This is a genomic window from Curtobacterium sp. MCBA15_008 (genome assembly GCF_001865065.1).
Lineage (GTDB): Bacteria > Actinomycetota > Actinomycetes > Actinomycetales > Microbacteriaceae > Curtobacterium.
Map to the genome: position 1 here is coordinate 213316 of NZ_MJGN01000001.1, position 24293 is coordinate 237608.

The window sequence follows — 24293 nt, forward strand, 5'->3', positions numbered from 1 at the left end:
GCGGTCCTCGGCCGCGTCGGCCGGGTTCTTCGGGTCAGACTGCGGGGACAAAGCTCTGGATCACCGCCCCCGCGCTCGACATGACGGCCGACCAGATGCCGGTGACCATGAGCAGACCGATGACGATCAGGATCGCTCCTCCGATGATGTTGACGGTGCGCATGTGGCGCTTCACGGCGCGGATCGCACCCGTGGCCCAGCCGGCGCCGAGCGCGACGAGCACGAACGGGATGCCGAGTCCGAGGCAGTACGCGACCCCGAGCCACATGCCCTGCCAGGCGCTGCCGGACTGGACGCTGAGCAGGTTGATCGCGGCGAGGGTCGGGCCGAGGCACGGGGTCCAGCCGAGGCCGAAGACGATGCCGAGCAGCGGCGCCCCGACGAGCCCGGTCGCCGGGGTCCAGCTCGGCTTCACGCTGCGCTGCATGAACGTGAACCGGCCGACGAAGACGAGGCCCATCGCGATGACCACGACGCCGAGGATCTGCGTGATGAGGTCGCGCCAGCGGACGAGCCAGAACCCGAGCGCGCCGAAGACCGTCGTGTAGGCGACGAAGACGGCCGTGAAGCCGAGGATGAACAGCAGCACCCCGAGCACCACGCGACCGCGGCGCTGCCCGCCCTCGGCGACGCCACCGACGTAGCCGAGGTAGCCCGGCACGAGGGGCAGCACGCACGGCGACAGGAACGAGACGAGCCCGGCGAGCGCCGCCACGGGCAGCGCGACGGCCATCTGCCCGCTCAGGATCGCGTCGGCGAAGGGGTTGCTGGACACGGGTCAGGAGGCCTTGCCGGCCAGTTCGTCACCGACGAGCGTGTCGAGGATCGACGGGCCGTCGACCGCTCCGAGGACGCGCGCCGCGACCCGCCCCTGCTTGTCGAGCACGATGGTCGCGGGGACGGCGTTCGGAGCGATCTGCCCGGACAGTGCGAGCTGCATCTCGCCGGTCTTCTGGTCGAGCACGGTCGGGTAGTCGATCCCGAAGGTGCGCTCGAACGCAGCAGCCGTGCCGCGCTCGTCGCGGACGTTCACGCCGATGAACTGGACGTCCTTGCCCGCGTACTCGTCGTGCACCTTGTTCAGGTACTTCGCCTCGGCCCGGCAGGGCGGGCATCCGGCGTACCAGAAGTTCAGGACGACGACCTTGCCCTTGAGCGCCTTCGACGAGACGGTGTCACCGTCGGTGTCCTTCGCCGAGAAGTCGACGGCATCCGTGCGCTTGTCGGTGGCGACCTCGGTCACCGCACCGTCGCCGGAGATGTAGTTCTGCGTCGTGCCGTTGCCGTACTGCTTGGCGAGGCCGCCGCTGTCGGACGAGCACCCGGACAGGACGAGGACGGCGGCGACGGCCGTCGCCGCGAGGACCGCGAACCGCTTGCTGATGACGCTCACACTGCTCCTTCGTCGATCGCGGTCGCACGCAGTGCCTGCGCCGGGTCCGCGTACCCGACCTCGGTGAAACGGCCGGACGAGGTGGCGGGTACACGCTCGACGGTCGTGATGCTGGAGAGGTCGCAGCGGCGCTTCCTCGGGTCGTGCCAGAGCTGCTCGCCGGCCAGGCGACGGTGCACCATCCAGATCGGCAGCTGGTGGCTGACGAGGACGACGTCGCCCTCGTCCACGCTCTCCCACGCCGTGGCGATCGCGGCGACCATCCGGTTCGCGATCGACTCGTACGCCTCGCCCCAACTCGGCCGGAACGGGTTCGCGATCCATGGCCACTCCGCCGGGCGTCCGAGCGAGCGCTTGGTGAAGCCCGGTGGCTGCCCCTCGTAGCGGTTGGTCGGTTCGATGAGTCGTTCGTCGAGGGCGACCTCGAGCCCGTACGCGGCTGCCCACGGCGCCGCGGACTCCTGCGTGCGCTGCAGCGGTGAGGCGACGATCTTGCGCACGTCGACCCCGGCGTCCTTCCACGCGGTCGCCGACGCGAGCGCCATCTGGCCGCCCAGTTCGCTCAGGCCGAAGCCCGGCAGTCGTCCGTAGAGCACGCGGTCCGGGTTGTGCACCTCGCCGTGACGGACGAGGTGGATTCGGGTCGCGGGCATGGGTTCCAGTGTAGGTCGCTCAGCCGTTCCCACCGGCCGCACAGACGATTCACCGGATGCGGAACCGCTCAGCCGAGCTCGCCGGACAGCCGCCGGTGCAGCGCCACCGAGCCCGTGTTGAGGTTCACCACCTCGACCGTGGAGCCGTGCTTCGCGAAGCGCTGCTCGACCCCGTCGAGCGCTGCCACCGTGCTGGCGTCGAACACGTGCGCCTCGGACATGTCGATGACCACGTGCTCCGGGTCCTCGGCGTAGGAGAACCGGGTGACCAGGTCGTTCGACGACGCGAAGAACAGTGCGCCGCGCACGCGGTACCGGACCGTGCGGTCGTCGACCGGCTCGCGCACGACCGTCACGACGTGGGCGACCCGGCGGGCGAAGACGAGGGCTGCGACCACCACCCCGACGAGGACCCCGGTGGCGAGGTTGTCGGTGGCGACGACGACCACGACCGTGATCACCATCACCGCGGTCTCGCCGAGCGGCATCCGACGGAGCGTGCGCGGCCGGATGCTGTGCCAGTCGAACGTCGCCACGCACACCATGATCATCACCGCGGTGAGGGCGGCCATCGGGATCTCGGCCACGATGTCGTGCAGCACGATGGTCAGCACGAGGACCGAGACACCCGCGGTGAAGGTCGAGACCCGCGTCCGCGCGCCGGCGGTCTTCACGTTGATGACGGTCTGCCCGATCATCGCGCAGCCGCCCGTCCCGCCGAAGAAGGCCGACGCGACGTTCGCGACGCCCTGCCCCCAGGACTCACGCCACTTGCTCGACCCCGTCTCGGTGATCGAGTCGACGAGCTGGGCGGTGAGCAGGGTCTCGATGAGTCCGACGATCGCGACGCCGAAGGCGTACGGCGCGATGAGCTGCAGGGTCTCGAGGCTGATCGGGGTGGTGATGCCGTTGAACCCGGGCAGGGCGGTCGGCAGCGAGCCCTCGTCACCGACCGTCGGCACGGCCACGCCGAACACGATCGTGATCGCGGTGATGACCACCACCGCGATGAGGGGTGCCGGGATCGCCTTCGTCAGGAAGGGGAAGCCGACGATGATCGCGACGCCGAGCGCGGTGAGCGGCCAGACCACCACGGGGACGTCGCCGCCGAAGAGGTTCGGGAGCTGCGCCGTGAAGATCAGGATCGCCAGGGCGTTGACGAACGCGACGTTCACGCTCCGCGGGATGAACCGCATGAGCCGCGCGACCCCGAGGAACCCGAGCACGATCTGGATGAGGCCACCGAGGACGATCGTCGGCACGAGGTAGGCGATGCCGTGGTCGCGCACGAGCGGGGCGATGACGAGCGCGACCGAGCCGGCCGCGGCGGAGACCATCGCCGGACGACCCCCCACGATCGAGATGACGACGGCGATCACCACGCTCGAGAACAGCCCGACGGCAGGATCGACCCCGGCGACCACCGAGAACGAGATCGCCTCGGGGATGAGGGCGAGCGCGGTCACGACGCCGGCCAGGACCTCTCGCGTGAGGAGCCGGGGCGAGCGGAGGGCGCTGAGGACGCTCGGGGCGGTGGGGGCGTGGGTGATCACGGACATCACGGCCAACTCTACCCTCACGTGAGGGTAGAGTTGGGCGCGTGAGCACCACCATGCACATCGGGGAACTGGCCGAGCGGGCGGAGATGTCCCTCCGGACGATCCGCCACTACGACGAGGTCGGGCTGCTCGTGCCGAGCGGGCGGACCTCGGGCGGGTTCCGCGTCTACACCGAGCAGGACCTCGAACGGCTGCTCGTGATCCGACGCATGAAGCCGCTCGGGTTCACGCTCGACGAGATGGCCGAGCTGCTCCGGGTCGTCGACGGCCTCGCGGCGAAGGACCCCGACGACGAGGCCGCGCTCGCCGCCCGCCTCGACGAGTTCCTGCTCGACGCCCGTGCCCGGCACGCGAAGCTCGTCGAGCGTGCGGGCATGGCCGAGGAGTTCATCGGCACCCTCGGGTCACTCCGCTCCTCGCTCCCCTGACCGTCAGCGATCGGGCCGTCAGCCATCGGGCCGTCAGCCATCGGGGAGCTCCCCGGCGTCGATCAGGCGCGCACGCTCACGGCGCGCGGTGCGCCACTCCGCGCTCCGGCGGATCAGCTCGTCGTGCTCCCAGATGATCCGGCGGGCCTTCCACGGCCGGAAGCGGTACCGCCGCCGGACTCGTTCTCGCCACTCTTCCTGCCGACGCGTCACCAGTGCCAGCACCGGGTCCTCGACCGTCATGGTCCTTCCCTTCCCGTGATCAGCCCCAGCACCATCGTGCCGAGCGCGGCGTCGTCTCCGCGAAGAATCCGCATGTCGTACATCACCTCGGCACTCGTCGAGCCGATCTCCGCACGCCCGACGTCGCCATCGCAGGCCTGCTCCACCGTCCACACGAACCGCGACCACGCACGATCCCGCTCCTCACGCGCCACGTCCCGCCGCCACCGCAGCACCGCCCACACTCCCCCGACGAACCCCGCCACCAGCGTCAACGCCGCCGCCGCGAGCGCCGCGACCACCGTCGCCACCGCCGCAGGCGGCCAGGCCGCGAGCCCCTCGACCCCTGCCGTCATCCGGGGCCTCCCTCCAGCTCGCGACCCGGCCACGTCGAGGACGCTACGGACCCGGCGGACCCGGCACGTGCCTCCAGGCCCACCCGTGGAGAACACCGCAGCCGACCCGACTTGTGGAGGAACGAGCACCGGCTGAGCCGGAGCATTAGACTCGACCACCGTGATCGAACGCACCCGCATCGCCGACCTCGCCGCACTCCCTGACGGCCCCGTCTCCGTCGCCGGATGGGTGGAGACCGTCCGAGACCAGAAGAAGGTGCAGTTCGTCGTGCTCCGCGACGAGTCCGGCGCCGTACAGCTCGTCAACCCCGCCACCCGCGAAGCCGAGGACGGCGACGACGCCGCCCAGCTCGCGCTCGGCATCACCAACGAGATCTCCGGCCTCGCACACGGCACCTTCGTGCACGTGCGCGGCACGCTGAAGCACGACGAGCGGGTCAAGCTCGGCGGGCTCGAGGTCAAGGTCGGCTCGCTCGAGGTGATCAGCGCCGCGATCCCCGAGACCCCGATCGCCGACGACTCCTCGCTCGACAAGCGGCTCGACTGGCGCTTCCTCGACCTGCGCAACCGCAAGCAGAACCTCATCTTCCGCATCCAGACGACGATGGAGCACGCGTTCCGCACCTACTGGGTCGAGCGTGACTACATCGAGGTCCACACGCCGAAGCTGATGGCATCGGCGTCGGAGTCCCGCGCCGAGCTCTTCCAGCTCGAGTACTTCGAGACGACGGCGTACCTCGCACAGTCGCCGCAGAACTTCAAGCAGATGGCCCAGCCGGCCGGCTTCGGCGCGGTCTTCGAGATCGCCGACGCCTTCCGCGCCGACCCCTCGTTCACCAGCCGCCACGCCACCGAGTTCACGAGCATCGACGCCGAGTTCTCGTGGGTCGAGTCCCACCAGGACGTCATGGCCATGCACGAGGAACTCCTCGTCGCCGGCTTCACGGCCGTCAAGGAGAAGCACGGCAAGGACATCGAAGAGGTCTTCGGCTTCGAGTTCGTCGTGCCCACCGCTCCGTTCCCCCGCGTCACCCTGGCCGAGGCCCGGAAGATCGTCGCCGACAGCGGCTACGAGGTCGTCCGTGCCGACGGTGACCTCGACCCCGAGGGCGAGCGTCGCGTCAGCGCCTGGGCGAAGGAGCACCACGGCTCCGAGTTCGTCTTCGTCACCGACTACGACGCCTCGATCCGGCCGTACTACCACATGCGTCACGCCGACGACCCGACGCTCACGAACAGCTACGACCTGCTGTTCAACGGCGCCGAGATCTCGACCGGCGCGCAGCGCGAGCACCGCGTGGAGACCCTGACGGCCCAGGCCGTCGAGAAGGGCCTCGACCCGGAGGAGCTCGGCTGGTACCTCGACTTCTTCCGGTACGGCGTACCGCCGCACGGCGGGTTCGGCATGGGCCTCGCACGCGTGCTCATGCTCGCGCTGCACGAGCCGTCCATCCGCGAGGTCACGTACCTCTTCCGCGGCCCGACGCGCCTGACCCCGTAGTCACCCGGTCCACGACAGCGGCCCCCGTTCCGACAGGACGGGGGCCGCTTCGCGTCTGCCGGGAGGCGCGGCTCAGCTCCGCCAGTCGATGGCGGCCCGCCCCGTGACCAGGCCGCGGATCTCCGCTGCCGCGGCCTGGTGCTGCGGGTGCACCTGGTACTCGTCGAGCCCGGCGAGGTCGTCGAACGTCGCGACGACGGCGACGTCCTGGTTCTTCCCCGGGTAGGCCACGTTCTCGACGACCTCGAGCGAGCGGATCGAGCCGACGGTGCCGATCAGGCCGACGAGCAGCTCCCGGATCCGCGCGATCGACTCGTCACGGTCGAGGTCCTCGCGCAGGGTCCAGGAGACGACGTGGTGGATCATGCGCGGGCCTCGGCCTTCTCGAGGGCACGGTGGAGCCGGTCGGCGTCGACGTGCCAGTTGCTGTGGACCCGACCGTCGACCAGGACGACCGGGATGTCCTCTGCGTACTCGAGGCGCAGGGCGTCGTCGTCGAGGATCGACCGCTCCTGCAGGGTCGTTCCGGGGTGGCTCGCCACGACGCGTTCGACGACCGGTCGCGCGTCGTCGCAGAGGTGGCAGCCGGGCTTCGTCAGCAGGGTCACGGCGGGCATGGCACCACCATATCCGGCGGCGCAGAGCCGTCGGGGCAACCCGGAAGATGCGGCTGTGCCGACAAATGCGGCTGTGCCGACAAATGCGAAAGCCCCGGCGAACCGGGGCTTCAGCGGCAAGTCGTGCGACTTACTTCTTGTTGCGACGCTGGTGGCGCGTCTTGCGAAGCAGCTTGCGGTGCTTCTTCTTCGCCATGCGCTTGCGACGCTTCTTGATGACAGAACCCATAACGGACCTCACTCGGACTGATGTTGTGTGGACACCGGGCCAACGAGACCGCGGAAAAACAACCCCGCCGAGTCTAGCGGAGCGCTGACGCGATGTCGAACGGCGCGGTTCGGACCCGCCTAGCCGACGTCGGCGACGCCACCGCGCAGGACGTCCGCGACGGCGGACTCCGGGACGCGGAACGAACGGCCGAAGCGGATGGCGGGGAGTTCTCCCGCGTGGACCATGCGGTAGACGGTCATCTTGGAGACGCGCATCATCTCGGCGACCTCAGCGACGGTGAGGAAGCGCACGTCGTCGAAACTGCCGGTCATGGTCCGCCTTCGGGATCGGTGTGACCTGTGTGGTCACTGGACACTGTAGGGGCCGGTGGGACCGGTGTCCAGACAGCCGTCAGTCCTCGTCGCCACGCCGGGTGAAGCGCTTGCGGCTGCTCTCGACGACGCGCTCCCAGCCCTGCTGCGCGCCGGACAGCGCCGCGGTCGCGCGGTGGGACGCCTCGGCCATCACCCGGCCGAGTTCGGTGCCCACCTCGACGGTGGCCTTGCCCGCCACGCCGTTCCGCCGGATCGACACCGGCTGGCCGTCCATCGTCCACGCGGTCGTCGCCGGGGTGCCGTCGGCGTCGACGGCACCGGTGAACGGCAGGACCCACTCCTCGATGCCGACGAGGGGCTCCGGGTCGAGGCGGTAGTAGCGGTGCTGGCCCTCTTCGCGACTCGTGACGAGGCCGATGTCCCGCAGGACGCGCAGGTGCTTCGACACGGTCGGCTGGCTGACGCCGAGCCGCTCGACGAGCTGGCCGACGCTGAGTTCGCCGCCGGTCGCGTCGGATCCGTACGCGGAGAGGAGCGCCCCGAGCAGTTCGCGTCTGGTGGGGTCCGCCACGACGCTGAAGATGTCGGCCATGGGGCAAGGCTAGCCGCGGCACCACGGATGTACCATGACGAACCGTCCCGCCCATGTCCCCGGAGGCATACGATGCTCGACCGGCACGAGCCGCCGACCCGCTCCGCGGGCGCGACCCGCCGACGCCCGTCGCGTCTCGGCACCGCCCTCCGCTCGTCGCCGTCCCGGTTGGCGATCGCGGTCTTCGTCGCGCTGATCTTCCTCTTCACGAGTCTGTTCATGACGCCGTGGGCGGCGGCGGACGGGCAGTCGACGCACTTCGCCGACGCCCTCTTCACGGCGGCCTCGGTGGTGTGCGTCACCGGGCTGGCGACGGTCGACATGGCGACGCACTGGTCCGTCTTCGGCAAGACACTCGTGGTGATCGGCACCCAGATCGGAGCCGTCGGGGTCCTGACGTTCGCCTCGATCCTCGGGCTCTTCGTCACGCGGAAGCTCGGCCTGCGCGCCAAGCTCATGGCGGCCGGCGACTCGAACCCGCTCCGGACCCACCACGGCGCCGTCCCCGAGGGACAGGCCGTCCGCCTCGGCGAGGTCGGCACCCTGCTCGCCACCGTCGCGGTGAGCACCCTGTCGATCGAGATCGTCCTCGGGCTCCTCCTGCTGCCGTCCGTGCTCATCGCCGGCATGCCGTTCTGGACGGCGGTCGGCGACTCGTTCTACTACGCGGCGATGGCGTTCACGAACACCGGCTTCGTGCCGAACGCCAGCGGCCTGACCCCCTTCGCGCACGACTACTGGTTCCTGTCGTTGCTCATGGTCGGCGTCGTCGCGGGCTCGATCGGCTTCCCGGTCATCCGCGCCCTGACGAAGCAGCTCCGCACGCCCCGTCGGTGGCCCATCCACGTGAAGCTGACCCTGGCGACGAGCGCGGTCCTGCTCGTCGGCGGCGCGACCGTGTACATCGCGCTCGAGGCGTCGAACCCGACCACCTTCGGCGAGGAGGGCGCCGGCCGGACGGCGTTCCAGGCCCTCTTCCTGTCGACGATGACCCGGTCCGGCGGGTTCTCGCTCGTCGACTTCGACCAGCTGAACGGGTCGAGCCTCCTCGTCACCGACATGCTCATGTTCATCGGCGGCGGCTCGGCCTCGACCGCCGGCGGCATCAAGGTCACGACGCTGGCCGTGCTGTTCCTCGCCGCGGTCGCCGAGGCACGCGGACGCCAGAGCATGGAGGCCTTCGGGCGGCGCATCCCGAGCGACGTGCTGCGCGTCGCCGTCGCCGTCGTGCTCTGGGGCGCCACGATCGTCGCCATCGCCACGGTGGTCCTGCTGCAGATCACGCACGAGTCCCTCGACCGCGTGCTGTTCGAGGTGATCTCCGCGTTCGCCACGTGCGGCCTGTCCTCCGGGGTGTCCGCGAGCCTGCCCGAGTCGGGCAAGTACGTGCTGGCTGCGACGATGTTCCTCGGTCGTGTCGGTACAGTGACCATCGCCGCTGCCCTGGCCGCCAGCCAGAGCCGGCAACTGTTCCGCCGTCCCGAGGAGAGGCCGATCGTTGGCTGACCGCAACCGTCCGCACCCGCTGGGTGCCGTCAGCCACGACGCCCCGGTGCTCGTCATCGGCCTCGGCCGGTTCGGCGCCGCCACCGCCGGGCAGCTCGAGCGGCAGGACCGCGAGGTCCTCGTCGTCGACACCGACCCCGGGCTCGTGCAGAAGTGGTCGGACCGGGTCACCCACGCGGTGCAGGCCGATGCGACCGACATCGACGCCCTCCGACAGATCGGCGCCCAGGACTTCCCGATCGCGGTCGTCGGCACCGGCAGCGACCTCGAGTCGAGCGTCCTCATCACCGCGAACCTCGTCGACCTCGGCATCCCGCAGATCTGGGCGAAGGCGATCAGCCGGTCGCACGGCACGATCCTGTCCCGCATCGGCGCGAACCACGTGGTCTACCCGGAACGGGAGGCCGGCGAGCGCACGGCCCACCTCGTGTCCGGGCGGATGCTCGACTTCATCGAGTTCGACGACGACTTCGCCGTGGTCAAGATGTTCCCGCCGGCCTCGGTCCGCGGGAAGGACCTCGCCACGACCGTCATCCGCACCCGCTTCGGTCTCACCGTGCTCGGCATCAAGACGCCCGGCCGGGCGTTCGTGCCGGCCACCCCGGAGAGCGTGATCGGTCAGGACGACGTCATCATCGTCTCCGGTACCGAGGGCGACCTGGAGCGGTTCGCGGCCCTGGAGTGACCACGGGACGGCCTGGAGGCGCGTGGCGGGCCCGCCCCGCGCCTCCAGTCCGTCACCGGTCGCCGTCTACCCCTGTGACAGTTCCTCTGCCCGCGCGATCGCCGCGCGGGATGCCCGCTCGAACGTGCCCGCGAAGTCGGCGTCCTGCAGGACCGCGACCGCGCGCTCGGTGGTGCCCTTCGGGCTCGTGACGGCGCGGCGGAGGTCCGTCGGTTCCTCACCCGACGCAGCGAGCAGCTCGACCGCGCCGCGCAGGGTGCCCTGCACCATGGTCTCGGCCTGCTCGGAAGTGAAGCCGAGCGACTCGGCCGCCTGCTGCCACTGCTCCACGAGCAGGAACACGTACGCCGGCCCCGACCCGGAGACCGCGGACAGCGCGTCGAGCTGCGACTCGGGGACCTCGATGACCACGCCGGACGCGGTGAACACCGACGACGCGAGCGCCACCGCGTCGGCGTCGGCCGACGAGCCGGGGCTGATGCCCGTCACGCCGTGCCCGACGCCGATCGGCGTGTTCGGCAGCGCGCGCACCACGCGGACACCAGCGGGGACCTTCGCCTCCATGCTGGCGGTGGTCGTGCCGACCGCCACGCTCACCACGACCGCGCCGGGCTCGAGGTCGCCGGCGACCTCGTCGAGCAGGTCCCCGATCGCGTAGGGCTTGACGCCGAGGACGACGAGCGCGGCACCCCGGACGGCCGCGCGGTTCGCCTCGGCGTCGGTGTCGGTCGCCGCGGCGTCGAGTCCGCGCTCCCGGTGCGCGGCCGCCGACGCCTCGGACTTCGTCGTCAGCGTGACCGTGGCCGGGTCGAGCCCGGCGGCGAGCAGCCCGTCGAGGACCGCGCCGGACATGGAGCCGACGCCGAGCAGGGCGGTGCGGGGCAGTTCGATGGTCATGCTCCCGACCCTATCCAGCCCTCGCGCCTAGGATCGGATCGCACGTCAGGGAGAAGGGACACCCGTGAGCGCTTCCGGAGGCACGAAGGCCATCCTCGCCGCACTCGGTGCCAACGTCGGCATCGCGATCGTCAAGTTCGTCGCCGCGGCGATCAGCGGGTCGGCGTCGATGCTGGCCGAGGGCGTGCACTCCCTCGCGGACTCGGCGAACCAGCTCCTCCTGCTGCTCGGCGGCCGACGTGCTCGGCGCGCAGCGGACGAGGAGCACCCGTTCGGCTACGGCCGGGAGCGCTACGTCTACGCCTTCGTCGTCTCGATCATCCTGTTCTCGGTCGGCGGCGTCTTCTCGCTGTACGAGGGCATCGAGAAGCTCACCCACCCGCACCCGCTCGAGAACTGGTGGCTGCCGCTCGTGGTGCTCGTCATCGCGATCGGACTCGAGGGCTTCTCGCTCCGCACGGCCCTCCGAGAGGCCCGCCCGCAGAAGGGCCGGCAGAGCTGGGTACAGTTCGTCCGCCGGGCCAAGGCGCCCGAGCTGCCGGTCGTCATGCTCGAGGACACCGCGGCCCTGCTCGGCCTCGTGTTCGCACTGTTCGGCGTCGGCCTCACCGCCATCACCGGCAACGGCGTGTTCGACGCGATCGGCACCATCTTCATCGCGGCCCTGCTCATCGCCGTCGCGGTCGTGCTCGGCATCGAGACGAAGAGCCTGCTGGTGGGCGAGGGCGCGACCGCTGCCGACGTCGAGCGCATCAAGCACGCGCTGCTCGACGGACCGGAGGTCGACTCGATCATCCACATCAAGACCCTGTACCTCGGGCCGGACGAGCTCATGGTCGGCGTGAAGGTCGCGGTCGACGGTGACCGACGGCTCGGCGACGTGGCGGCGGGCATCGACACGGTCGAGCAGCGGATCCGTGCCGCCGTGCCGATCGCCCGGGTCATCTACGTGGAGCCGGACGTGCTCCGCACCGGGCCGCGACCGCCGACCGAGGCGATCGTCATCCGCGCCGCTGACTGAAGAAGGCGTCGAGCACGGCCGCGCACTCGGCCTCGAGCACGCCGCCGACGACCTCGGACCGGTGCGGCAGGCGGCGGTCCCGTGCGATGTCGTAGACGCTGCCGCTCGCGCCGGCCTTCGGGTCCCAGGCCCCGAACACCACGCGCGGCACCCGGGCAGCCATGACCGCGCCGGCGCACATCGGGCAGGGCTCCAGCGTGACGACGAGCGTGTGCTCCGCCAGGCGCCAGTCGCCGGTGACGGCCGCCGCTGCCCGGAGCGCGAGCACCTCGGCGTGCGCCGTCGGGTCCTGCAGCGCCTCGCGCTCGTTCCGCCCGACCGCGACCACGGCACCGAGTCGATCGAGCACGACGGCTCCCACGGGCACGTCGCCGGTGTCCAGGCAGGCGCGGGCCTCGTCGAGCGCACGTCGCATCGCGGGGACGAACGGTCGGGCGGCGGGCTCCTCCACGGGACCTCCTGGCAGTCGGCGGCACGGTAGGGTCGACCCTATGCGAGTCCACGTCGCCGACCACCCGCTCATCACCCACAAGCTCTCGGTGCTCCGCGACCGTACGACGCCCTCCCCCACGTTCCGCGCCCTCACCGAAGAGCTCGTGACGCTGCTGGCGTACGAGGCCACCCGGAACGTGCGCGTCACCGCGACGCCGATCGACACCCCGGTGGCCCACACCATGGGCGTCTCGATCGCGAAGCCGCGTCCGCTCGTCGTGCCGATCCTCCGTGCCGGGCTCGGCATGCTCGAGGGCATGGTCAAGCTCGTCCCCACGGCCGAGGTCGGCTTCCTCGGCATGGCGCGCAACGAGGAGACCCTCGAGCCGCAGACCTACGCCGAGCGCCTGCCCGACGACCTCTCCGGCCGCCAGTGCTTCGTGCTCGACCCGATGCTCGCGACCGGCGGAACCCTCGCCGCGGCGATCGACTTCCTGTTCGCCCGCGGCGCGGAGGAGGTCACCTGCGTGTGCATCCTCGGAGCGCCCGAGGGCCTCGCGATGGTCGAGCAGGCCGTCGGCGACCGCAACGTGTCGATCGTCCTCGGGGCACTCGACGAGAAGCTCGACGAGAACGGGTACATCGTGCCGGGTCTCGGCGACGCCGGCGACCGCCTGTACGGGCTCGCCGAGTAGCGCAGACCCGCCACCTGACGGACTGGAGGCGCGGTGCCGGCTGGCACCGCGCCTCCAGTCCGTCACCGGGCTTGTTCCGGGCGTACCTGGCCGAACCGGGCGTAGCGGGCGGAACCGGGCGTACTTGATCGAATCGGGCGTACCTGGTCCGTTGTTCCGACCAGGTACGCCCGATTCGACATCCCATCGCAAGCGTGATGGGAAGGAACCGGCGTGCAGCGGAGTCCATGTCGTCCGCGCAGACCGCACCGTCCGCTCGGACGGTTGACACCGACTTGGTATACCGCCGATACTCGTCCCATGACTGCAACCGTGTCCACCCGCGTCCTCTCCGAGGCGTGCTCCTCCGCAGGGGCAGTGGGGACCGTCGGCACGATGATGCCGGCCATGGCCGTCATGCGTTGTCGAATGTGTGCCTGATCGGCACTCCTTCCAGCCGGATCCCCCGCGACACCACCCCGCTCGCGCGCGCGTGATCCCCGGATGACGATCCCGTCGACGACGCGCACCACGTCACGAGACTCGTCTCCCGCACCCCCGGGTCCGCCCCGGTCCCCAACCGGACCGCAGGGCACCACGGCGCTCGCCGTACCCGGGTCGACGCATTCGACACAGCCGCGGCCACCACATCGGGCCGCAGCCACATCGCCCGGAGAACCGCCATGTCGCTCACCATCGCCCAGCCCCGTCCCGACCTCCGCACCCCTGCAGCGGCACCCACCGACCTCGGCACCGTGACGCCGATCCGCCCGCGTCGCCAGCCCGTCGCCCCGCCGTCGTCGAACGGCGTCCCGACCAGCCCGGTCGTCGCTCCGCAGCGGAACCGCGCACTCCCCGAGGGCACCGAGGCCCGCGGGTTCGCGCTCTACGTCGGCATCGACGAGGCGAAGGCCGCGGCTGCCGGCACCACGCTCGCCGCGGTGGTCGAGCAGCTGAAGGCCCTCACCGCGCAGCTCGTCCCGACGTCGGAGACGTACGCCGCAGTGGCCGTCGCCGCCGAGGGCTCTGGTGGCCGCGACGTCGACGTGGTGCGCCTCGCGCTCCAGGACCGTTCCGCCGTCGCAGCACGCAAGCAGGCCGAGAAGCCCGAGCCCGAGGAGACCGGGGTCGTCATCGACATCTCGCGGAAGCGGGTGACCCTCGACGGCGAGGCCGCTCCCCTGACCTTCAAGGAGTTCGAGCTCCTGCAGTTCCTCGTCCTCCGCGAGGGCCAGACGGTCGACCGCACGGCGATCATCGACGGGCTCTGGTCCGACGGCGAGGACGAGACGCCGAACGAGCGCACCATCGACGTGCACGTCCGCAGGCTCCGCTCGAAGCTCGGCGCCTTCGAGGAGATCGTCCGGACCGTCCGCGGTGTCGGCTACCGGTTCGACCGCCACGCCGACGTCGCCGTGCGCTACGCCTCCACCCCCTCGCCCGACCTCTTCTGATCCGCACGGCGGGCTCTTGGTGAACTCGCAGCGAACGGCGGTTGCACCCTCTGGCGCGCCGTTACCGGTTCGTTATACAGTCGGTCGTGCAGTCGGTGTTTGCTGTGGCACCGGCTGTGGAATGTGATTGCAGGACACTCTTGGTGCAAGGGAGAGGGCCGGTCGTCCCCGTGACGGCCGGCCCTCGTCACGTCCGCGACCACTCCTCGTACCCCGATCCCGTGCTCGTCGCGGCCGGTGTCGTCGCCCGTCGGTAGTGTGGGATGACCGTACGACCGGAGGGAGCGCGACCGTGGACGAGACACGTCGCACCGAGAAGGCGACCGCCGTGGCGGCCTGGGAAGCGCTCTTCCGCGCACAGGTCACCGTGATGCGGGCGCTCAACGCCGACTTCCCCGCCGACGACATCTCCTTCAACGAGTACGACGTCTGCTTCAACCTGTCGACGCAGCCCGGTCGCCGCTGCCGCATGCGCGAGCTGACCGGACACCTGCTCCTCACGCAGCCGAGCGTCAGCCGCCTCGTCGACCGTCTCACCGCCCGCGGCATCGTCGAGAAGCAGCCCGACCCGACAGACGCACGCGGGGTCATCGTCGCGCTCACGGCGCACGGGTTCGACGTCTACCGGTCCGTCGCCGTGCAGCACGCGCAGACGATCGCCGACCAGGTCGGTGCCGGGCTGGACGACTCCGAGCTCCGGACGCTCACCGAGCTCTGCACGAAGCTCCGCACGGCGGCCGCGGCGACGTCCCCGCGACAGGCCGAGGCACGGTCGGCGGTCACCCCGGACCCGGCCACGGTGTGACCGGCGCACTCGTCTGGCTCCGCGAAGACCTGCGGCTCGCCGACAACCCCGCGCTGCGGGCCGGGATCGACCACGGCGGTGACCTCACCGTGGTCGTCCTGCTCGACGAGGAGAGCCACGGCATCCGACCGCTCGGTGCGGCGAGTCGATGGTGGCTGCACCACTCGCTCACAGCGCTCGACGCCGAGCTGCGCGACCGCGGTTCCCGCCTGGTGCTCCGCCGCGGCCCCGCCGCCGACGTGGTCCACCGGCTCGTCACAGAGACCGGCGCCGACGGGGTGTTCTGGAACCGGCGCTACGGCCGCGTGGAGCGTGACCTCGACGCGGGCATCAAGAGCGCGCTCACCGAGGCCGGCACCGAAGCCCACAGCTTCGCGGCGAACCTGCTCTGGGAACCGTGGACGGTGCTCACCGGTCAGCGCGAGCCGTACAAGGTCTTCACGCCCTTCTGGCGGGCGGCGCAGGCCATGCCCGAGCCGCGGCACCCCCTGCCCAAGCCGCGCGACCTTCCCCCGACGCCCGACGTGGCGTCGGACGACCTCGACGACTGGGCGCTCCTGCCGACGAAGCCGGACTGGGCCGGCGGTCTGCGCGAGGCATGGACGCCGGGCGAGGCCGGAGCGCACCGCCGGCTCGAGCACTTCGTCGACGGCGCGCTCGAGGACTACGACCAGCGCGACGAACCGGCGATGGCCGCCACCAGTGACCTCTCGCCGCACCTGCGCTGGGGCGAGGTGAGCCCGTACCAGGTGTGGCACCGCCTGCACGGCCGGCTCGAACCCGAGCAGCGCCAGCAGGCGCCGGCGTTCCTCCGGCAGCTGGCCTGGCGGGAGTTCAACTGGAACGAGTACTTCCACTGCGACGACATCGCCACGGTCAACGTCCGGCGCGAGTTCGACGCCTTCCCCTGGCGGGACGTCTCCGACGACGAGCTCGACCGGTGGCGCACCGGCACGACCGGCTTCGACCTGGTCGACGCCGGCATGCGGGAGCTCTGGCACTCCGGCGCCATGCACAACCGCGTCCGCCTGGCCGCCGCGAGCTTCCTGGTGAAGAACCTGCTCGTCGACTGGCGGATCGGCGAGCAGTGGTTCTGGGACACCCTGGTCGACGCCGACCCGGCCAACAACGCCGCGAACTGGCAGTGGGTCGCGGGGTCGGGGTTCGACGCCGCGCCGTACTTCCGGGTGTTCAACCCCGACCGACAGCTCGAGCGCTTCGACCCGCACCGCGAGTACGTGCACCGGTGGGTGCCGTCGGACGAGCTGCGCCCGGAGCCGATGGTCGACCTCAAGGCGACGCGACAGCGGGCACTCGACGCCTACGACGAGATGCGCCGGTCGTGACCGGGATCGACGAGCAGGTCCTCGCTGAGGTCGACGCCGTCTTCCGACAGCGGGTCGAACGCGGCACGGCGCCGAGCAGCGTGTGGGGCGTGTTCGACCGGACCGGCCTCGTCGCATCCGGCGGGCACGGCGACCGTGGAGACGGACGCGCTCCGGACGAGCACACCGTCTACCGGATCGCGTCCTGCACCAAGAGCGTGACCGCCGCCACCCTGCTCGCCCTGGTGGCCGCCGGACGCGTCCACCTCGACGCGCCCGTGACGGACTTCGTGCCGGCCTTCGCCGCGGTCGAGCTGCCCACCGCGGACTCTCCCGTGCCGACCCTCCGGATGCTGCTGACCATGGCCGCCGGGTTCCCCACCGACGACCCGTGGGCCGATCGGCAGGAGTCCGTCTCCGACGCCGAGCTCGATGCCGTGCTGCGCGCCGGACTCCTGTTCGACTCCGTGCCGGGCACCCGCTTCGCGTACTCGAACCTCGGGTACGCGCTCCTCGGCCGCGTGATCGCCGCGGTGGCGGGAGCGCCCTACACCGAGGTCGCAGCGGCCACGGTCCTCCGACCGCTCGGGCTCGACGACACGGTGTTCAGCGCGGCCGAGTCCCGCGGGTTCGTCGTGACCGGCGTCCGTCCGCACGCGGGCACCTGGGAACCGCTGCCGCTGACCGGTCCGGGAGCGTTCTCGCCGATCGGTGGGCTCTTCTCCACCGTCGCGGACCTGGCACGGTGGGGTCGGCACCTCGCCTCGGCGTTCGGACCGGTCTCCCCCGAACCCGGCCCGGTCTCCCCCGCGGACCGTCGGCTCATGCAGCAGGCGATGCGCGTCGTGCCCGCGTCGACCGTGCCGGGCGCCTCGCGCGCGACCGCGTACGGCTTCGGACTGTTCGTCGAGCAGGACCCGCGGTTCGGCGAGCTCGTGTCGCACTCCGGCGGGTACCCGGGGTTCTCCGCGCACATGCGGTGGTCCGTGCGGGACGGCCTCGGCGTCGTGGCGTTCGAGAACGCCACGCAGGCGAAGGTCTCGGCGGCCGCCGACGCCGCGCTCGACCTCGTCCTCGCCGACCGGGCGACCGCACCGACCACCACCGGCCGGACGGCCACCGCGACCCGGGCTGCGCAGCGGGCGGTGACGCAGCTGCTCGCCGGGTGGAGCGACGAGCTCGCCGATGCGATCTGCACGCCGAACGTCGCACAGGACGTGCCGTACGAACGTCGACGTCGCGCGATCGCCGAGGCGGTCCAGGCCGTCGGCGCGGACGTCACCGCTGCGCCGGAGGCCGAGCAGTCCTCCGCCCCGTCGCACCTCCGGTGGTGGCTGCCCGGCACCACCGGACGCCTGCGCGTCGAGATCCGGCTGGCCCCGCTCGCGGCCGGTCGCGTCCAGACCCTCACCGTCACCCCGGAGCCCGTCGAACGCTGACGCCGTGAACGGCGACCCCGACCGACAGCGGACCGGGGCCCCTGACCGACCGCGGAACGGGGACCCCGGCCGACGGCGGAACGGGGACTCGGCCGACCGCGGCTCCTCAGACCGGCGGTCGCCCGCCGACGAAGCCGAGCGCCCGCGCGGCGACGCGGGTGCCCTCGCGGGCTGCCGCCCCGACCCGCACCGGGTCGGTCGCCCACGCTCGGAGGAAGCCCGCGGCGAACGCGTCCCCCGCGCCAAGGGTGTCCACCACGGTCGCCGGCGTGACCGGCACCCGCTGCGGACTCCGCCCCCGCCGTCCGAGGAGCACGCCGTCGTGCGCCCGGGTCACGACCACGAGCGGGACCCGCTCGGTGAGTGCCCGCACCGCGTCCGCGACCGTGCCGGCACCGGTCAGGGCGATCGCCTCGGCCTCGCTCGGGAAGAGCACGTCCACACCGGCGAGGGCCTCGACGAACTGCTCGGCACCCACTGCTCGGACGACCGCGGTGGCGGACGGGTCGAGCGACACCCGTGCCGTCCCCGCCCGAGCGCGTGCGACGAGCGCGGCGATGCGCTCCGCACCGCCGCCGCCGAGCATCGCCGCTCCGGTGAGGTGCACGATGTCCGCACGGCCGACGAGTTCGGCCGGCACGTCGTCGGCGGTCAGCGCGCCGCTCGCAGCGGGGTCGGACATCGCGGTCCGGCCGACGTCGTTCCGCACGGACACGACCGCTCCCGTCGTGCTCCGCGCGTCGTAGCGGATGTGGGCACGGACCCCGGCGTCGCCGAGTGACCGCTCGTGTCGGTACACGTCGTCGACCCCGACGCGGGCGACGAGGTCGACCTCGGCGCCGAGCCACCCGAGCCAGGTGGCGGTGTTCCCGGCCGCTCCGACCGGACGGTGGCGGATGACGGCCGCCGGGTCATGGGCTCCCACTGCGGTGGCGGTGGTCTGCACGAGGACGCCGTCCAGGACGTCGCCGACGACCAGGAAGCGCTTCCCCGCCCCGCGACGTCGCCCCGCGATCGTCCGTCCGGCACGGGGCGGCTCGGGACGTGGTGCGGCATCGGGGCGCTCGGACGGAGTGGTCATCGGCCTCATCCTACGCGAACACGAGCAAATCTCCGGTTCATGACCACGTGGTGGCTCTTCACGGGAACAACCGGTAATATACTCAATGATCGTATGTGAACGGTCGCGAACCACACCGACCCCACGGAGACGCCATGCCCAGGAAGCCCGATCCGACGTTGAAGCCGGCGATCATCGCGAAGGTGGCGCAGCACCTCCGGGACACCAAGCTCGAGGACGTCTCCGTCCGCAGCCTCGGCAGGGTACTCGGCACCAGCGCCTACCCGATCGTCTACCACTTCGGCTCGCGCGACGCCCTGATCGACGCCGTCGTCGCGCACCTCGCCGACGCCGCGATGCCCCCGGCGCTCGACCCCGCCACCGACGCGCAGGGACTCGCCGAGTACCTCGTCGCCGTGTTCGGCGGACTCGACGACCCGGAACGGGCACTCGCCGCGCGGCTCGCCTTCGAACTCGGCGCAGTCGAGTCACTCGACGGCCGCGACCGTGAGCACGTGTTCCACCACGACCAGGTCGTCCTGATCGCAGCGTGGTGCCGCGAGCACGGTGCCGATCCCGACGAGGCCGACCGATCGGCACGCGACGCCGTGCTCTCCGCGCGCGGGGCTCAGTGGGGCGCGATCGTGGACCGCGAGCACAGCGACGTCGACGTCGAGCTGCGCGCGATCGCGACCGAGCTCGCCGATGCGACGGTCACGCCCGTCACGTCCGACGCACGGGCCTAGCCGACGCGCTGCGGTCCGGAACGGCCCCTTGACGGACTGGAGGCGCGGTGCCAGCTGGCACCGCGCCTCCAGTCCGTCAGACGGTCACCGAGGCGACCCGCCGACGCTCCGTCAGAGCGTGACGAAGCTCTGCGACTTCGCGTTCGCGAAGCGCGCAGCGACGTTCTCCCAGTCGACGATGTTCCAGACGGCCTTGACGTAGTCCGCCTTGACGTTGAGGTAGTCGAGGTAGAAGGCGTGCTCCCACATGTCGAGCATGAAGATCGGCACGACGCCGAGCGGCACGTTGGCCTGCTGGTCGAACAGCTGGAACGTGGTGAGCTTCTGACCCACGGTGTCCCACGCGAGGACGGACCAGCCGGAGCCCTGGATACCCGTGGCGACGGCCGTGAACTGGGCCTGGAACTTCTCGAACGAGCCGAAGAACTCGTCGATCGCGGCGGCGAGCTCGCCCTCCGGGACCTTCGTGTCCGGGCCGAGGTTGGTCCAGAAGATCGAGTGGTTGACGTGACCGCCGAGGTTGAACGCGAGGTCCTTCTCGAGCTTGTTCACGGTGGCGAGGCTGCCGGACTCACGGGCCTCGGCGAGCTGCTCGATCGCGGTGTTCGCACCGGTCACGTAGGTCTGGTGGTGCTTGTCGTGGTGCAGCTGCATGATCTTGCCGCTGATGTGCGGCTCGAGCGCGGCGTAGTCGTACGGCAGCTCCGGCAGGGTGTACTCAGCCATGTGAGTTCCTTTCGATCAGTGGTGTGCGGATGGTGCTCCGCGGCTCACGAGAGCCGGGAACGATCGGTGAGGGAGTGGAATTCCCGGTTGTGGTAGACCAGCGGCTCGCCCCGTTCGAGGCCGACGACGATGTCGAGGACCTCGGCGACGACGACGGTGGACGAGCCGATCGGCGTGGTCGACAGGGGTCGGCAGCGCAGTGCGCTCGCGGCGCTCGGCAGGTAGCGGTCCCCGGAGGGCAGCGTCCCCCAGATCGGGTCGTCGGCCGCCGGACTGCCGGTCGAGGCGAAGCGCTTCGCGAGGGCGACCCCGAGGGAGTCGACCAGGTGCACGACGAACAGCGGGGCGCCGAGCACGACGCCGGCGGACCCGGAGTTGGTGGACAGCGAGAACACGAGCACGGGCGGGTCGATCGCGACGCTCGCGACGCTCGAGGCGGTGAGACCGGTGGGGCCGTCCGGCCCTTCGGCGGTGATGACGGCGACGCCTGCGGGGTGTCCCCGGAAGGCGGCCTTGTACGCGTCCGCGATGGTCGCCGGTGCTTCGTCGGGCATGGGAGTCGTGGTCGTTCCTTCGGGGAGGGGAGGCCGCGGCTCCGCGGCCATGTCCCAACGTAGGACCTCAACAGTGGTTGAGGTCAACGATTCTCAGGTTCGACCGATCCCGGGCGCGCCGTGTGACCGCGCGTGACGCGCTGGGCGCGGGCGCGGGCTGGGGTGCGTGGGCGGGCGGGGGCGCGTGGGCGGGCGGGGCGTCGAGGGAGCAGGAATCGTCGAGCGCACGAGGGCTCCCCGACGATTTGTGCTCCCTCAACGCGGCGGACGGGCGCTGGGCGGGCACGCGCGGGCGCGTGGGCGGGGCCGGGGCGTCGAGGGAGCAGGAATCGTCGAGCGCGCGAGGGCTCCCCGACGATTTGTGCTCCCTCAACGGGAGACCGCGCGGGAGGGCGGGCGGGCGCTGGAGGGCGGGCGCGGGCGCCCGCGTCAGCGCCGCTTGAGCATGACGACCGCACCGGCCGCCGCCACCACCATGAGGAGCGCCGCGACCCCCGCCGTCATCGTCACGCCGGAGTCGAACGCGGCCCGCGCCGACTCGAGGAGCACCTGCCCCGCGGACCCGCCGAGCTGGTTCGCCGCGGACACCGCGCCACCGAGGGTCTCCTGCGCGGCCGTGTGCGCCGACGAGGACAGCCCGCCCGGCACCACGACGTGCGCCCGGTAGGCGGTGGCGAGGATCGTGCCGAGGACGGCCGTGCCGAGCACCGCACCGATCTCGTACGCGGTCTCGGACATCGCCGACGCCGCGCCGGCCTTGTCCGCGGGGGCCGTCGAGATGATCAGGTCGTTCGTCACGGTCTCGGACGCACCGATCCCGATGCCGAGCAGCACGAAGGCGAACGCGAGCGCCACGATCGAGGCGTGGTGCCCGAGCACGGCGACCATCGCGTACGCCGCGGCCGAGAAGAGCAGGGCGACCGCGACGACCCAGCGCGGTGCGACCCGGCCGACGATCGGCACGACCACGAGCCCGGCGACGATGGTGAGCACCGACCCGGGGACGAGCACGATGCCGGACGTGAACGGGTCGAGCCCGGCGACGAGCTGCAGGTGCTGGGCGATGAAGAACAGGAAGCCCGTCAGCGAGAACATCGCCGCCATGTTCATCAGGACGCTGCCCGTGAAGGCGGTGCTGCGGAACAGCCGGAGGTCGAGCATCGGCGTGCGCGAGCGCAGCTGCCGCCGCACGAACGCGATCCCGCACAGCACGCCGACGGCGAGCATCGCGATCGCGAACCCGCGCTCCTCCGGGTGCACGACCGACTTGATGGCCCACGCGATCGGCGCGAGCGTGCCGAGGGACAGGAGCATGCTCGGCACGTCGACCGGCCCGGGCATCGGGTCGCGGGACTCGGGGACGAGGAACGGCACCCCGACGAGCATGAGCACGAGGATCGGCACGGCGACCAGGAACACGGCGCCCCAGTGGAAGTGCGCGAGCAGGACGCCGCCGACGAGCGGGCCGAGGGCGTTGCCGGCCGCGAACATCGTCGACCAGACGGCGAGCGCCATCCGCCGCTCCCCCGCGTCGACGAAGACGTTGCGGATGATCGACAGCGTGGCCGGCATGAGCATCGCGCCGAAGACACCCATCGCGATGCGGGCGGCGACGAGCATCCAGGCGTCGGTCGCGAACGCCGCTGCGACCGAGAACAGGGCGAAGCCGCTCGCGCCGATCACCAGGATCCGACGCCGACCGATGCGGTCGCCGATGCTGCCCATCACGACGAGGAGCCCGGCGAGGACGAGCGGGTAGGCGTCGACGATCCAGAGCTGCGTCGTGGCGTCCGGGTTGAGCGCGCGCGAGATCGACGGCAGCGCGAAGCTCAGCACGGTGTTGTCCACCGAGATGAGCAGGACGGGCAGCATGAGGACGGCGAGCGCGGCGAACCGACGGGTGCGGCTGCCGGTGACGGCGGTGGTGACGGGACCGGTGAGCAGTGCGGACACGGAAGGACTCCTGGGACTTCGAGCCGGACCAGGTCGACGGCGGTGCAGACGAGACGGGACGCGGGGTCTGCACGCGTCCCGTCAGGACTCCGTTAGTGTACCGTCTGGACGGTGATGGTTGCAAATGCAACCAACAGCGGACGGGAGGCGCGGGGCGGGCCCGCACCGCGCCTCCCGTCCGCCCCCGGGTCACGCCCAGGACGGCCCCTCGTCGTCAGGCCGACTCGCGCAGGAGCAGGCTGTGCCGGACGGTGCGCTGCACCGTCGCACCCTGCCGCGGCAGCTCGCCGGCGAGCATGCCGAGGGCGAGGTCGAGCGCCTCGCGCGCGACGGCGTCGAGGTCGACCGCCAAGGTCGTCAGCGTCGGTGACACGAGCCCACCGAGCGGCAGTCCGTCCACCCCGACCACCCGGACGTCACCGGGCACGTCCACCCCGGCACGGCGGCACGCCTGCAGCACACCGAGCGCCATCACGTCGTTGAAGGCGAGGATCGCGTCGAGGCGTCGTCGTCGTCCGAGGATCGCCGTGGTCTCCTCGGCGCCGCACTCCGCCGTGCCGTGCGGCGCGTGCACGAGCTCGGGCAGGTACCCGCGCCGCTGCAGGGCGTCCATCAGCAGCACCCCACGGGCACTCGTGTGCTCGGGCGACGAGTTGTCGAGCACCACCGGGTGTCGCACTCCGGTCGCCACGAGGTGGTCGGCGAGGGCCTCGATCGCGTCGGCGGGGTCGATCCAGACCGCGGCGGTCGGCGGGTCGGACGACGGGTCGAGCTCGACCATCGGCACGCTGCCGAGGAGCTCGCTCCACCGGTGCCGCCGGGAGCCGAGGTAGCCGATCACCACGTCGGTCTGCGCACCGAGCGCCTGGACCATCCGATCGGCGTCGCTCGCCAGGTCGACGTCGGCGAGCATGACGTTCCACCCCTGTTCGGCGGCGAGCCGGAACACCGCCGACGCGAGCTGCGGCGTGTACGGGTTCCGCAGGTCGTTGACGACGAGCCCGAGCTGGTGGTCGCCCCCGGTGACGAGCCCGCGGCCGAACCGCGACGGACGGTAGTCGAGCCGTTCGGCCTCGGCGAGGACGCGCAGCTTGGTCGCGGCGCTGATGCCGGACATGCCGTTCATGGCGCGCGTGACGGTCTGCCGGG

General features: G+C 71.5%; 29 protein-coding genes. 11 read left to right on the plus strand and 18 right to left on the minus strand.

Going from position 1 to position 24293, the window contains the following annotated elements; translation table 11 throughout:
* Positions 1-34 precede the first annotated feature (34 nt).
* The 4 genes from BIU96_RS00945 to BIU96_RS00960 form a co-directional block, all read right to left on the minus strand.
* Positions 35-733, minus strand: coding sequence for a cytochrome c biogenesis CcdA family protein (locus tag BIU96_RS00945; RefSeq protein ID WP_071290770.1), 699 nt, complete (start codon positions 731-733; stop codon positions 35-37).
* Positions 734-778: 45 nt separating this feature from the next.
* On the minus strand, positions 779-1393 hold the full coding sequence (locus BIU96_RS00950) for a TlpA disulfide reductase family protein (protein ID WP_071290717.1): 615 nt from the start codon (positions 1391-1393) through the stop codon (positions 779-781).
* Positions 1390-2046, minus strand: a complete 657-nt coding sequence (locus BIU96_RS20165) for a histidine phosphatase family protein (protein ID WP_071290718.1) — start codon at positions 2044-2046, stop codon at positions 1390-1392. The genes BIU96_RS00950 and BIU96_RS20165 overlap by 4 nt, the downstream gene beginning before the upstream one ends.
* Before the next feature lie 68 nt (positions 2047-2114).
* Complete coding sequence (locus BIU96_RS00960; protein ID WP_071290719.1) at positions 2115-3605, minus strand: SulP family inorganic anion transporter; 1491 nt, start codon at positions 3603-3605, stop codon at positions 2115-2117.
* Between the two features lie 53 nt (positions 3606-3658).
* Here BIU96_RS00960 and BIU96_RS00965 point away from each other — a divergent pair, with 53 nt between their 5' ends.
* Positions 3659-4033 (plus strand): MerR family transcriptional regulator, encoded by a 375-nt coding sequence (locus tag BIU96_RS00965; protein WP_071290771.1) that lies wholly within the window; start codon positions 3659-3661, stop codon positions 4031-4033.
* A 33-nt stretch (positions 4034-4066) separates the two neighbouring features.
* On the opposite strand, the gene BIU96_RS00970 is transcribed toward BIU96_RS00965, so the two are convergent.
* A complete protein-coding gene (locus BIU96_RS00970; protein WP_071290720.1) occupies positions 4067-4276 on the minus strand; it encodes a hypothetical protein in 210 nt (69 codons plus the stop codon).
* Positions 4273-4611 carry a hypothetical protein gene (locus BIU96_RS00975; protein WP_071290721.1) on the minus strand — a complete coding sequence of 113 codons (339 nt, stop codon included), beginning with the start codon at positions 4609-4611 and terminating at the stop codon, positions 4273-4275. Before BIU96_RS00975 ends, BIU96_RS00970 begins: the two co-directional genes overlap by 4 nt.
* 160 nt (positions 4612-4771) lie before the next feature.
* On the opposite strand from BIU96_RS00975, the gene aspS reads away from it, so the two are divergent.
* Complete coding sequence (aspS, locus tag BIU96_RS00980; protein WP_071290722.1) at positions 4772-6112, plus strand: aspartate--tRNA(Asn) ligase; 1341 nt, start codon at positions 4772-4774, stop codon at positions 6110-6112.
* 72 nt (positions 6113-6184) lie between these two features.
* On the opposite strand, the gene BIU96_RS00985 is transcribed toward aspS, so the two are convergent.
* The 5 genes from BIU96_RS00985 to BIU96_RS01000 form a co-directional block, all read right to left on the minus strand.
* Entirely contained in the window at positions 6185-6478 is a 294-nt protein-coding gene (locus BIU96_RS00985; protein WP_071290723.1) for a Dabb family protein, read from the minus strand.
* Positions 6475-6729: a glutaredoxin family protein gene (locus BIU96_RS00990; protein WP_071290724.1), complete on the minus strand. Its 255-nt coding sequence runs from the start codon at positions 6727-6729 to the stop codon at positions 6475-6477. Before BIU96_RS00990 ends, BIU96_RS00985 begins: the two co-directional genes overlap by 4 nt.
* Before the next feature lie 130 nt (positions 6730-6859).
* Positions 6860-6958: an AURKAIP1/COX24 domain-containing protein gene (locus BIU96_RS18900; protein ID WP_003792170.1), complete on the minus strand. Its 99-nt coding sequence runs from the start codon at positions 6956-6958 to the stop codon at positions 6860-6862.
* Between the two features lie 119 nt (positions 6959-7077).
* The gene (locus BIU96_RS00995; protein ID WP_017888579.1) at positions 7078-7272 is read right to left on the minus strand and encodes a helix-turn-helix domain-containing protein; all 195 of its coding nucleotides are present in this window, start codon (positions 7270-7272) and stop codon (positions 7078-7080) included.
* A 79-nt stretch (positions 7273-7351) separates the two neighbouring features.
* Positions 7352-7867, minus strand: coding sequence for a helix-turn-helix transcriptional regulator (locus BIU96_RS01000; protein ID WP_071290725.1), 516 nt, complete (start codon positions 7865-7867; stop codon positions 7352-7354).
* A 72-nt stretch (positions 7868-7939) separates the two neighbouring features.
* Between BIU96_RS01000 and BIU96_RS01005 the strand changes: the two genes are divergently transcribed.
* Both BIU96_RS01005 and BIU96_RS01010 read left to right on the plus strand, forming a co-directional pair.
* A complete protein-coding gene (locus tag BIU96_RS01005) occupies positions 7940-9373 on the plus strand; it encodes a TrkH family potassium uptake protein (protein WP_071290726.1) in 1434 nt (477 codons plus the stop codon).
* On the plus strand, positions 9366-10058 hold the full coding sequence (locus tag BIU96_RS01010; RefSeq protein ID WP_254785883.1) for a TrkA family potassium uptake protein: 693 nt from the start codon (positions 9366-9368) through the stop codon (positions 10056-10058). The genes BIU96_RS01005 and BIU96_RS01010 overlap by 8 nt, the downstream gene beginning before the upstream one ends.
* A gap of 66 nt (positions 10059-10124) precedes the next feature.
* Here BIU96_RS01010 and proC read toward each other — a convergent pair whose 3' ends face one another.
* Entirely contained in the window at positions 10125-10955 is an 831-nt protein-coding gene (gene proC / locus BIU96_RS01015; protein ID WP_071290727.1) for a pyrroline-5-carboxylate reductase, read from the minus strand.
* 64 nt (positions 10956-11019) lie between these two features.
* On the opposite strand from proC, the gene BIU96_RS01020 reads away from it, so the two are divergent.
* Positions 11020-11976, plus strand: a complete 957-nt coding sequence (locus tag BIU96_RS01020; protein WP_071290728.1) for a cation diffusion facilitator family transporter — start codon at positions 11020-11022, stop codon at positions 11974-11976.
* Here BIU96_RS01020 and BIU96_RS01025 read toward each other — a convergent pair.
* Complete coding sequence (locus BIU96_RS01025; RefSeq protein WP_071290773.1) at positions 11957-12391, minus strand: nucleoside deaminase; 435 nt, start codon at positions 12389-12391, stop codon at positions 11957-11959. The two genes, BIU96_RS01020 and BIU96_RS01025, sit on opposite strands and share 20 nt — an antisense overlap.
* 76 nt (positions 12392-12467) lie before the next feature.
* On the opposite strand from BIU96_RS01025, the gene upp reads away from it, so the two are divergent.
* The 5 genes from upp (at position 12468) to BIU96_RS01050 (ending at position 18105) form a co-directional block, all read left to right on the plus strand.
* On the plus strand, positions 12468-13103 hold the full coding sequence (gene upp / locus BIU96_RS01030) for a uracil phosphoribosyltransferase (RefSeq protein ID WP_071290729.1): 636 nt from the start codon (positions 12468-12470) through the stop codon (positions 13101-13103).
* A gap of 662 nt (positions 13104-13765) precedes the next feature.
* Complete coding sequence (locus tag BIU96_RS01035) at positions 13766-14536, plus strand: winged helix-turn-helix domain-containing protein (RefSeq protein WP_071290730.1); 771 nt, start codon at positions 13766-13768, stop codon at positions 14534-14536.
* A 292-nt stretch (positions 14537-14828) separates the two neighbouring features.
* Complete coding sequence (locus BIU96_RS01040; RefSeq protein ID WP_175477421.1) at positions 14829-15341, plus strand: MarR family winged helix-turn-helix transcriptional regulator; 513 nt, start codon at positions 14829-14831, stop codon at positions 15339-15341.
* The gene (locus tag BIU96_RS01045; RefSeq protein WP_071290732.1) at positions 15338-16687 is read left to right on the plus strand and encodes a deoxyribodipyrimidine photo-lyase; all 1350 of its coding nucleotides are present in this window, start codon (positions 15338-15340) and stop codon (positions 16685-16687) included. Before BIU96_RS01040 ends, BIU96_RS01045 begins: the two co-directional genes overlap by 4 nt.
* A complete protein-coding gene (locus BIU96_RS01050; protein ID WP_071290733.1) occupies positions 16684-18105 on the plus strand; it encodes a serine hydrolase in 1422 nt (473 codons plus the stop codon). The genes BIU96_RS01045 and BIU96_RS01050 overlap by 4 nt, the downstream gene beginning before the upstream one ends.
* 106 nt (positions 18106-18211) lie before the next feature.
* Here the strand turns inward: BIU96_RS01050 and BIU96_RS01055 are convergent, their stop codons facing one another.
* The gene (locus tag BIU96_RS01055; RefSeq protein WP_071290734.1) at positions 18212-19186 is read right to left on the minus strand and encodes a carbohydrate kinase family protein; all 975 of its coding nucleotides are present in this window, start codon (positions 19184-19186) and stop codon (positions 18212-18214) included.
* Between the two features lie 134 nt (positions 19187-19320).
* On the opposite strand from BIU96_RS01055, the gene BIU96_RS01060 reads away from it, so the two are divergent.
* Positions 19321-19911: a TetR/AcrR family transcriptional regulator gene (locus tag BIU96_RS01060; protein ID WP_139199665.1), complete on the plus strand. Its 591-nt coding sequence runs from the start codon at positions 19321-19323 to the stop codon at positions 19909-19911.
* A 111-nt stretch (positions 19912-20022) separates the two neighbouring features.
* Here BIU96_RS01060 and BIU96_RS01065 read toward each other — a convergent pair whose 3' ends face one another.
* From BIU96_RS01065 to BIU96_RS01085, 4 genes are all read right to left on the minus strand, one after another.
* A complete protein-coding gene (locus tag BIU96_RS01065; protein ID WP_071290736.1) occupies positions 20023-20637 on the minus strand; it encodes a superoxide dismutase in 615 nt (204 codons plus the stop codon).
* 44 nt (positions 20638-20681) lie between these two features.
* Positions 20682-21191: a flavin reductase family protein gene (locus BIU96_RS01070; protein WP_071290737.1), complete on the minus strand. Its 510-nt coding sequence runs from the start codon at positions 21189-21191 to the stop codon at positions 20682-20684.
* A 429-nt stretch (positions 21192-21620) separates the two neighbouring features.
* Positions 21621-23144 carry an MFS transporter gene (locus BIU96_RS01080; protein ID WP_083402547.1) on the minus strand — a complete coding sequence of 508 codons (1524 nt, stop codon included), beginning with the start codon at positions 23142-23144 and terminating at the stop codon, positions 21621-21623.
* A gap of 214 nt (positions 23145-23358) precedes the next feature.
* On the minus strand, positions 23359-24293 hold a 935-nt coding region (locus tag BIU96_RS01085), incomplete at its 5' end, for a LacI family DNA-binding transcriptional regulator (protein WP_139199667.1).

What these genes read in the sequence shown, in the direction of transcription:
- BIU96_RS00945 (WP_071290770.1), bottom strand. Translation starts at nt 733, where the DNA reads ATGGCCGTCGCGCTGCCCGTGGCGGCGCTCGCCGGGCTCGTCTCGTTC.
- BIU96_RS20165 (WP_071290718.1), bottom strand. Translation starts at nt 2,046, where the DNA reads ATGCCCGCGACCCGAATCCACCTCGTCCGTCACGGCGAGGTGCACAAC.
- BIU96_RS00960 (WP_071290719.1), bottom strand. Translation starts at nt 3,605, where the DNA reads ATGTCCGTGATCACCCACGCCCCCACCGCCCCGAGCGTCCTCAGCGCC.
- BIU96_RS00965 (WP_071290771.1), top strand. Translation starts at nt 3,659, where the DNA reads ATGCACATCGGGGAACTGGCCGAGCGGGCGGAGATGTCCCTCCGGACG.
- BIU96_RS00970 (WP_071290720.1), bottom strand. Translation starts at nt 4,276, where the DNA reads ATGACGGTCGAGGACCCGGTGCTGGCACTGGTGACGCGTCGGCAGGAA.
- BIU96_RS00975 (WP_071290721.1), bottom strand. Translation starts at nt 4,611, where the DNA reads ATGACGGCAGGGGTCGAGGGGCTCGCGGCCTGGCCGCCTGCGGCGGTG.
- BIU96_RS00985 (WP_071290723.1), bottom strand. Translation starts at nt 6,478, where the DNA reads ATGATCCACCACGTCGTCTCCTGGACCCTGCGCGAGGACCTCGACCGT.
- BIU96_RS00990 (WP_071290724.1), bottom strand. Translation starts at nt 6,729, where the DNA reads ATGCCCGCCGTGACCCTGCTGACGAAGCCCGGCTGCCACCTCTGCGAC.
- BIU96_RS18900 (WP_003792170.1), bottom strand. Translation starts at nt 6,958, where the DNA reads ATGGGTTCTGTCATCAAGAAGCGTCGCAAGCGCATGGCGAAGAAGAAG.
- BIU96_RS00995 (WP_017888579.1), bottom strand. Translation starts at nt 7,272, where the DNA reads ATGACCGGCAGTTTCGACGACGTGCGCTTCCTCACCGTCGCTGAGGTC.
- BIU96_RS01000 (WP_071290725.1), bottom strand. Translation starts at nt 7,867, where the DNA reads ATGGCCGACATCTTCAGCGTCGTGGCGGACCCCACCAGACGCGAACTG.
- BIU96_RS01005 (WP_071290726.1), top strand. Translation starts at nt 7,940, where the DNA reads ATGCTCGACCGGCACGAGCCGCCGACCCGCTCCGCGGGCGCGACCCGC.
- proC (WP_071290727.1), bottom strand. Translation starts at nt 10,955, where the DNA reads ATGACCATCGAACTGCCCCGCACCGCCCTGCTCGGCGTCGGCTCCATG.
- BIU96_RS01025 (WP_071290773.1), bottom strand. Translation starts at nt 12,391, where the DNA reads ATGCGACGTGCGCTCGACGAGGCCCGCGCCTGCCTGGACACCGGCGAC.
- upp (WP_071290729.1), top strand. Translation starts at nt 12,468, where the DNA reads ATGCGAGTCCACGTCGCCGACCACCCGCTCATCACCCACAAGCTCTCG.
- BIU96_RS01035 (WP_071290730.1), top strand. Translation starts at nt 13,766, where the DNA reads ATGTCGCTCACCATCGCCCAGCCCCGTCCCGACCTCCGCACCCCTGCA.
- BIU96_RS01055 (WP_071290734.1), bottom strand. Translation starts at nt 19,186, where the DNA reads ATGACCACTCCGTCCGAGCGCCCCGATGCCGCACCACGTCCCGAGCCG.
- BIU96_RS01060 (WP_139199665.1), top strand. Translation starts at nt 19,321, where the DNA reads ATGCCCAGGAAGCCCGATCCGACGTTGAAGCCGGCGATCATCGCGAAG.
- BIU96_RS01065 (WP_071290736.1), bottom strand. Translation starts at nt 20,637, where the DNA reads ATGGCTGAGTACACCCTGCCGGAGCTGCCGTACGACTACGCCGCGCTC.
- BIU96_RS01070 (WP_071290737.1), bottom strand. Translation starts at nt 21,191, where the DNA reads ATGCCCGACGAAGCACCGGCGACCATCGCGGACGCGTACAAGGCCGCC.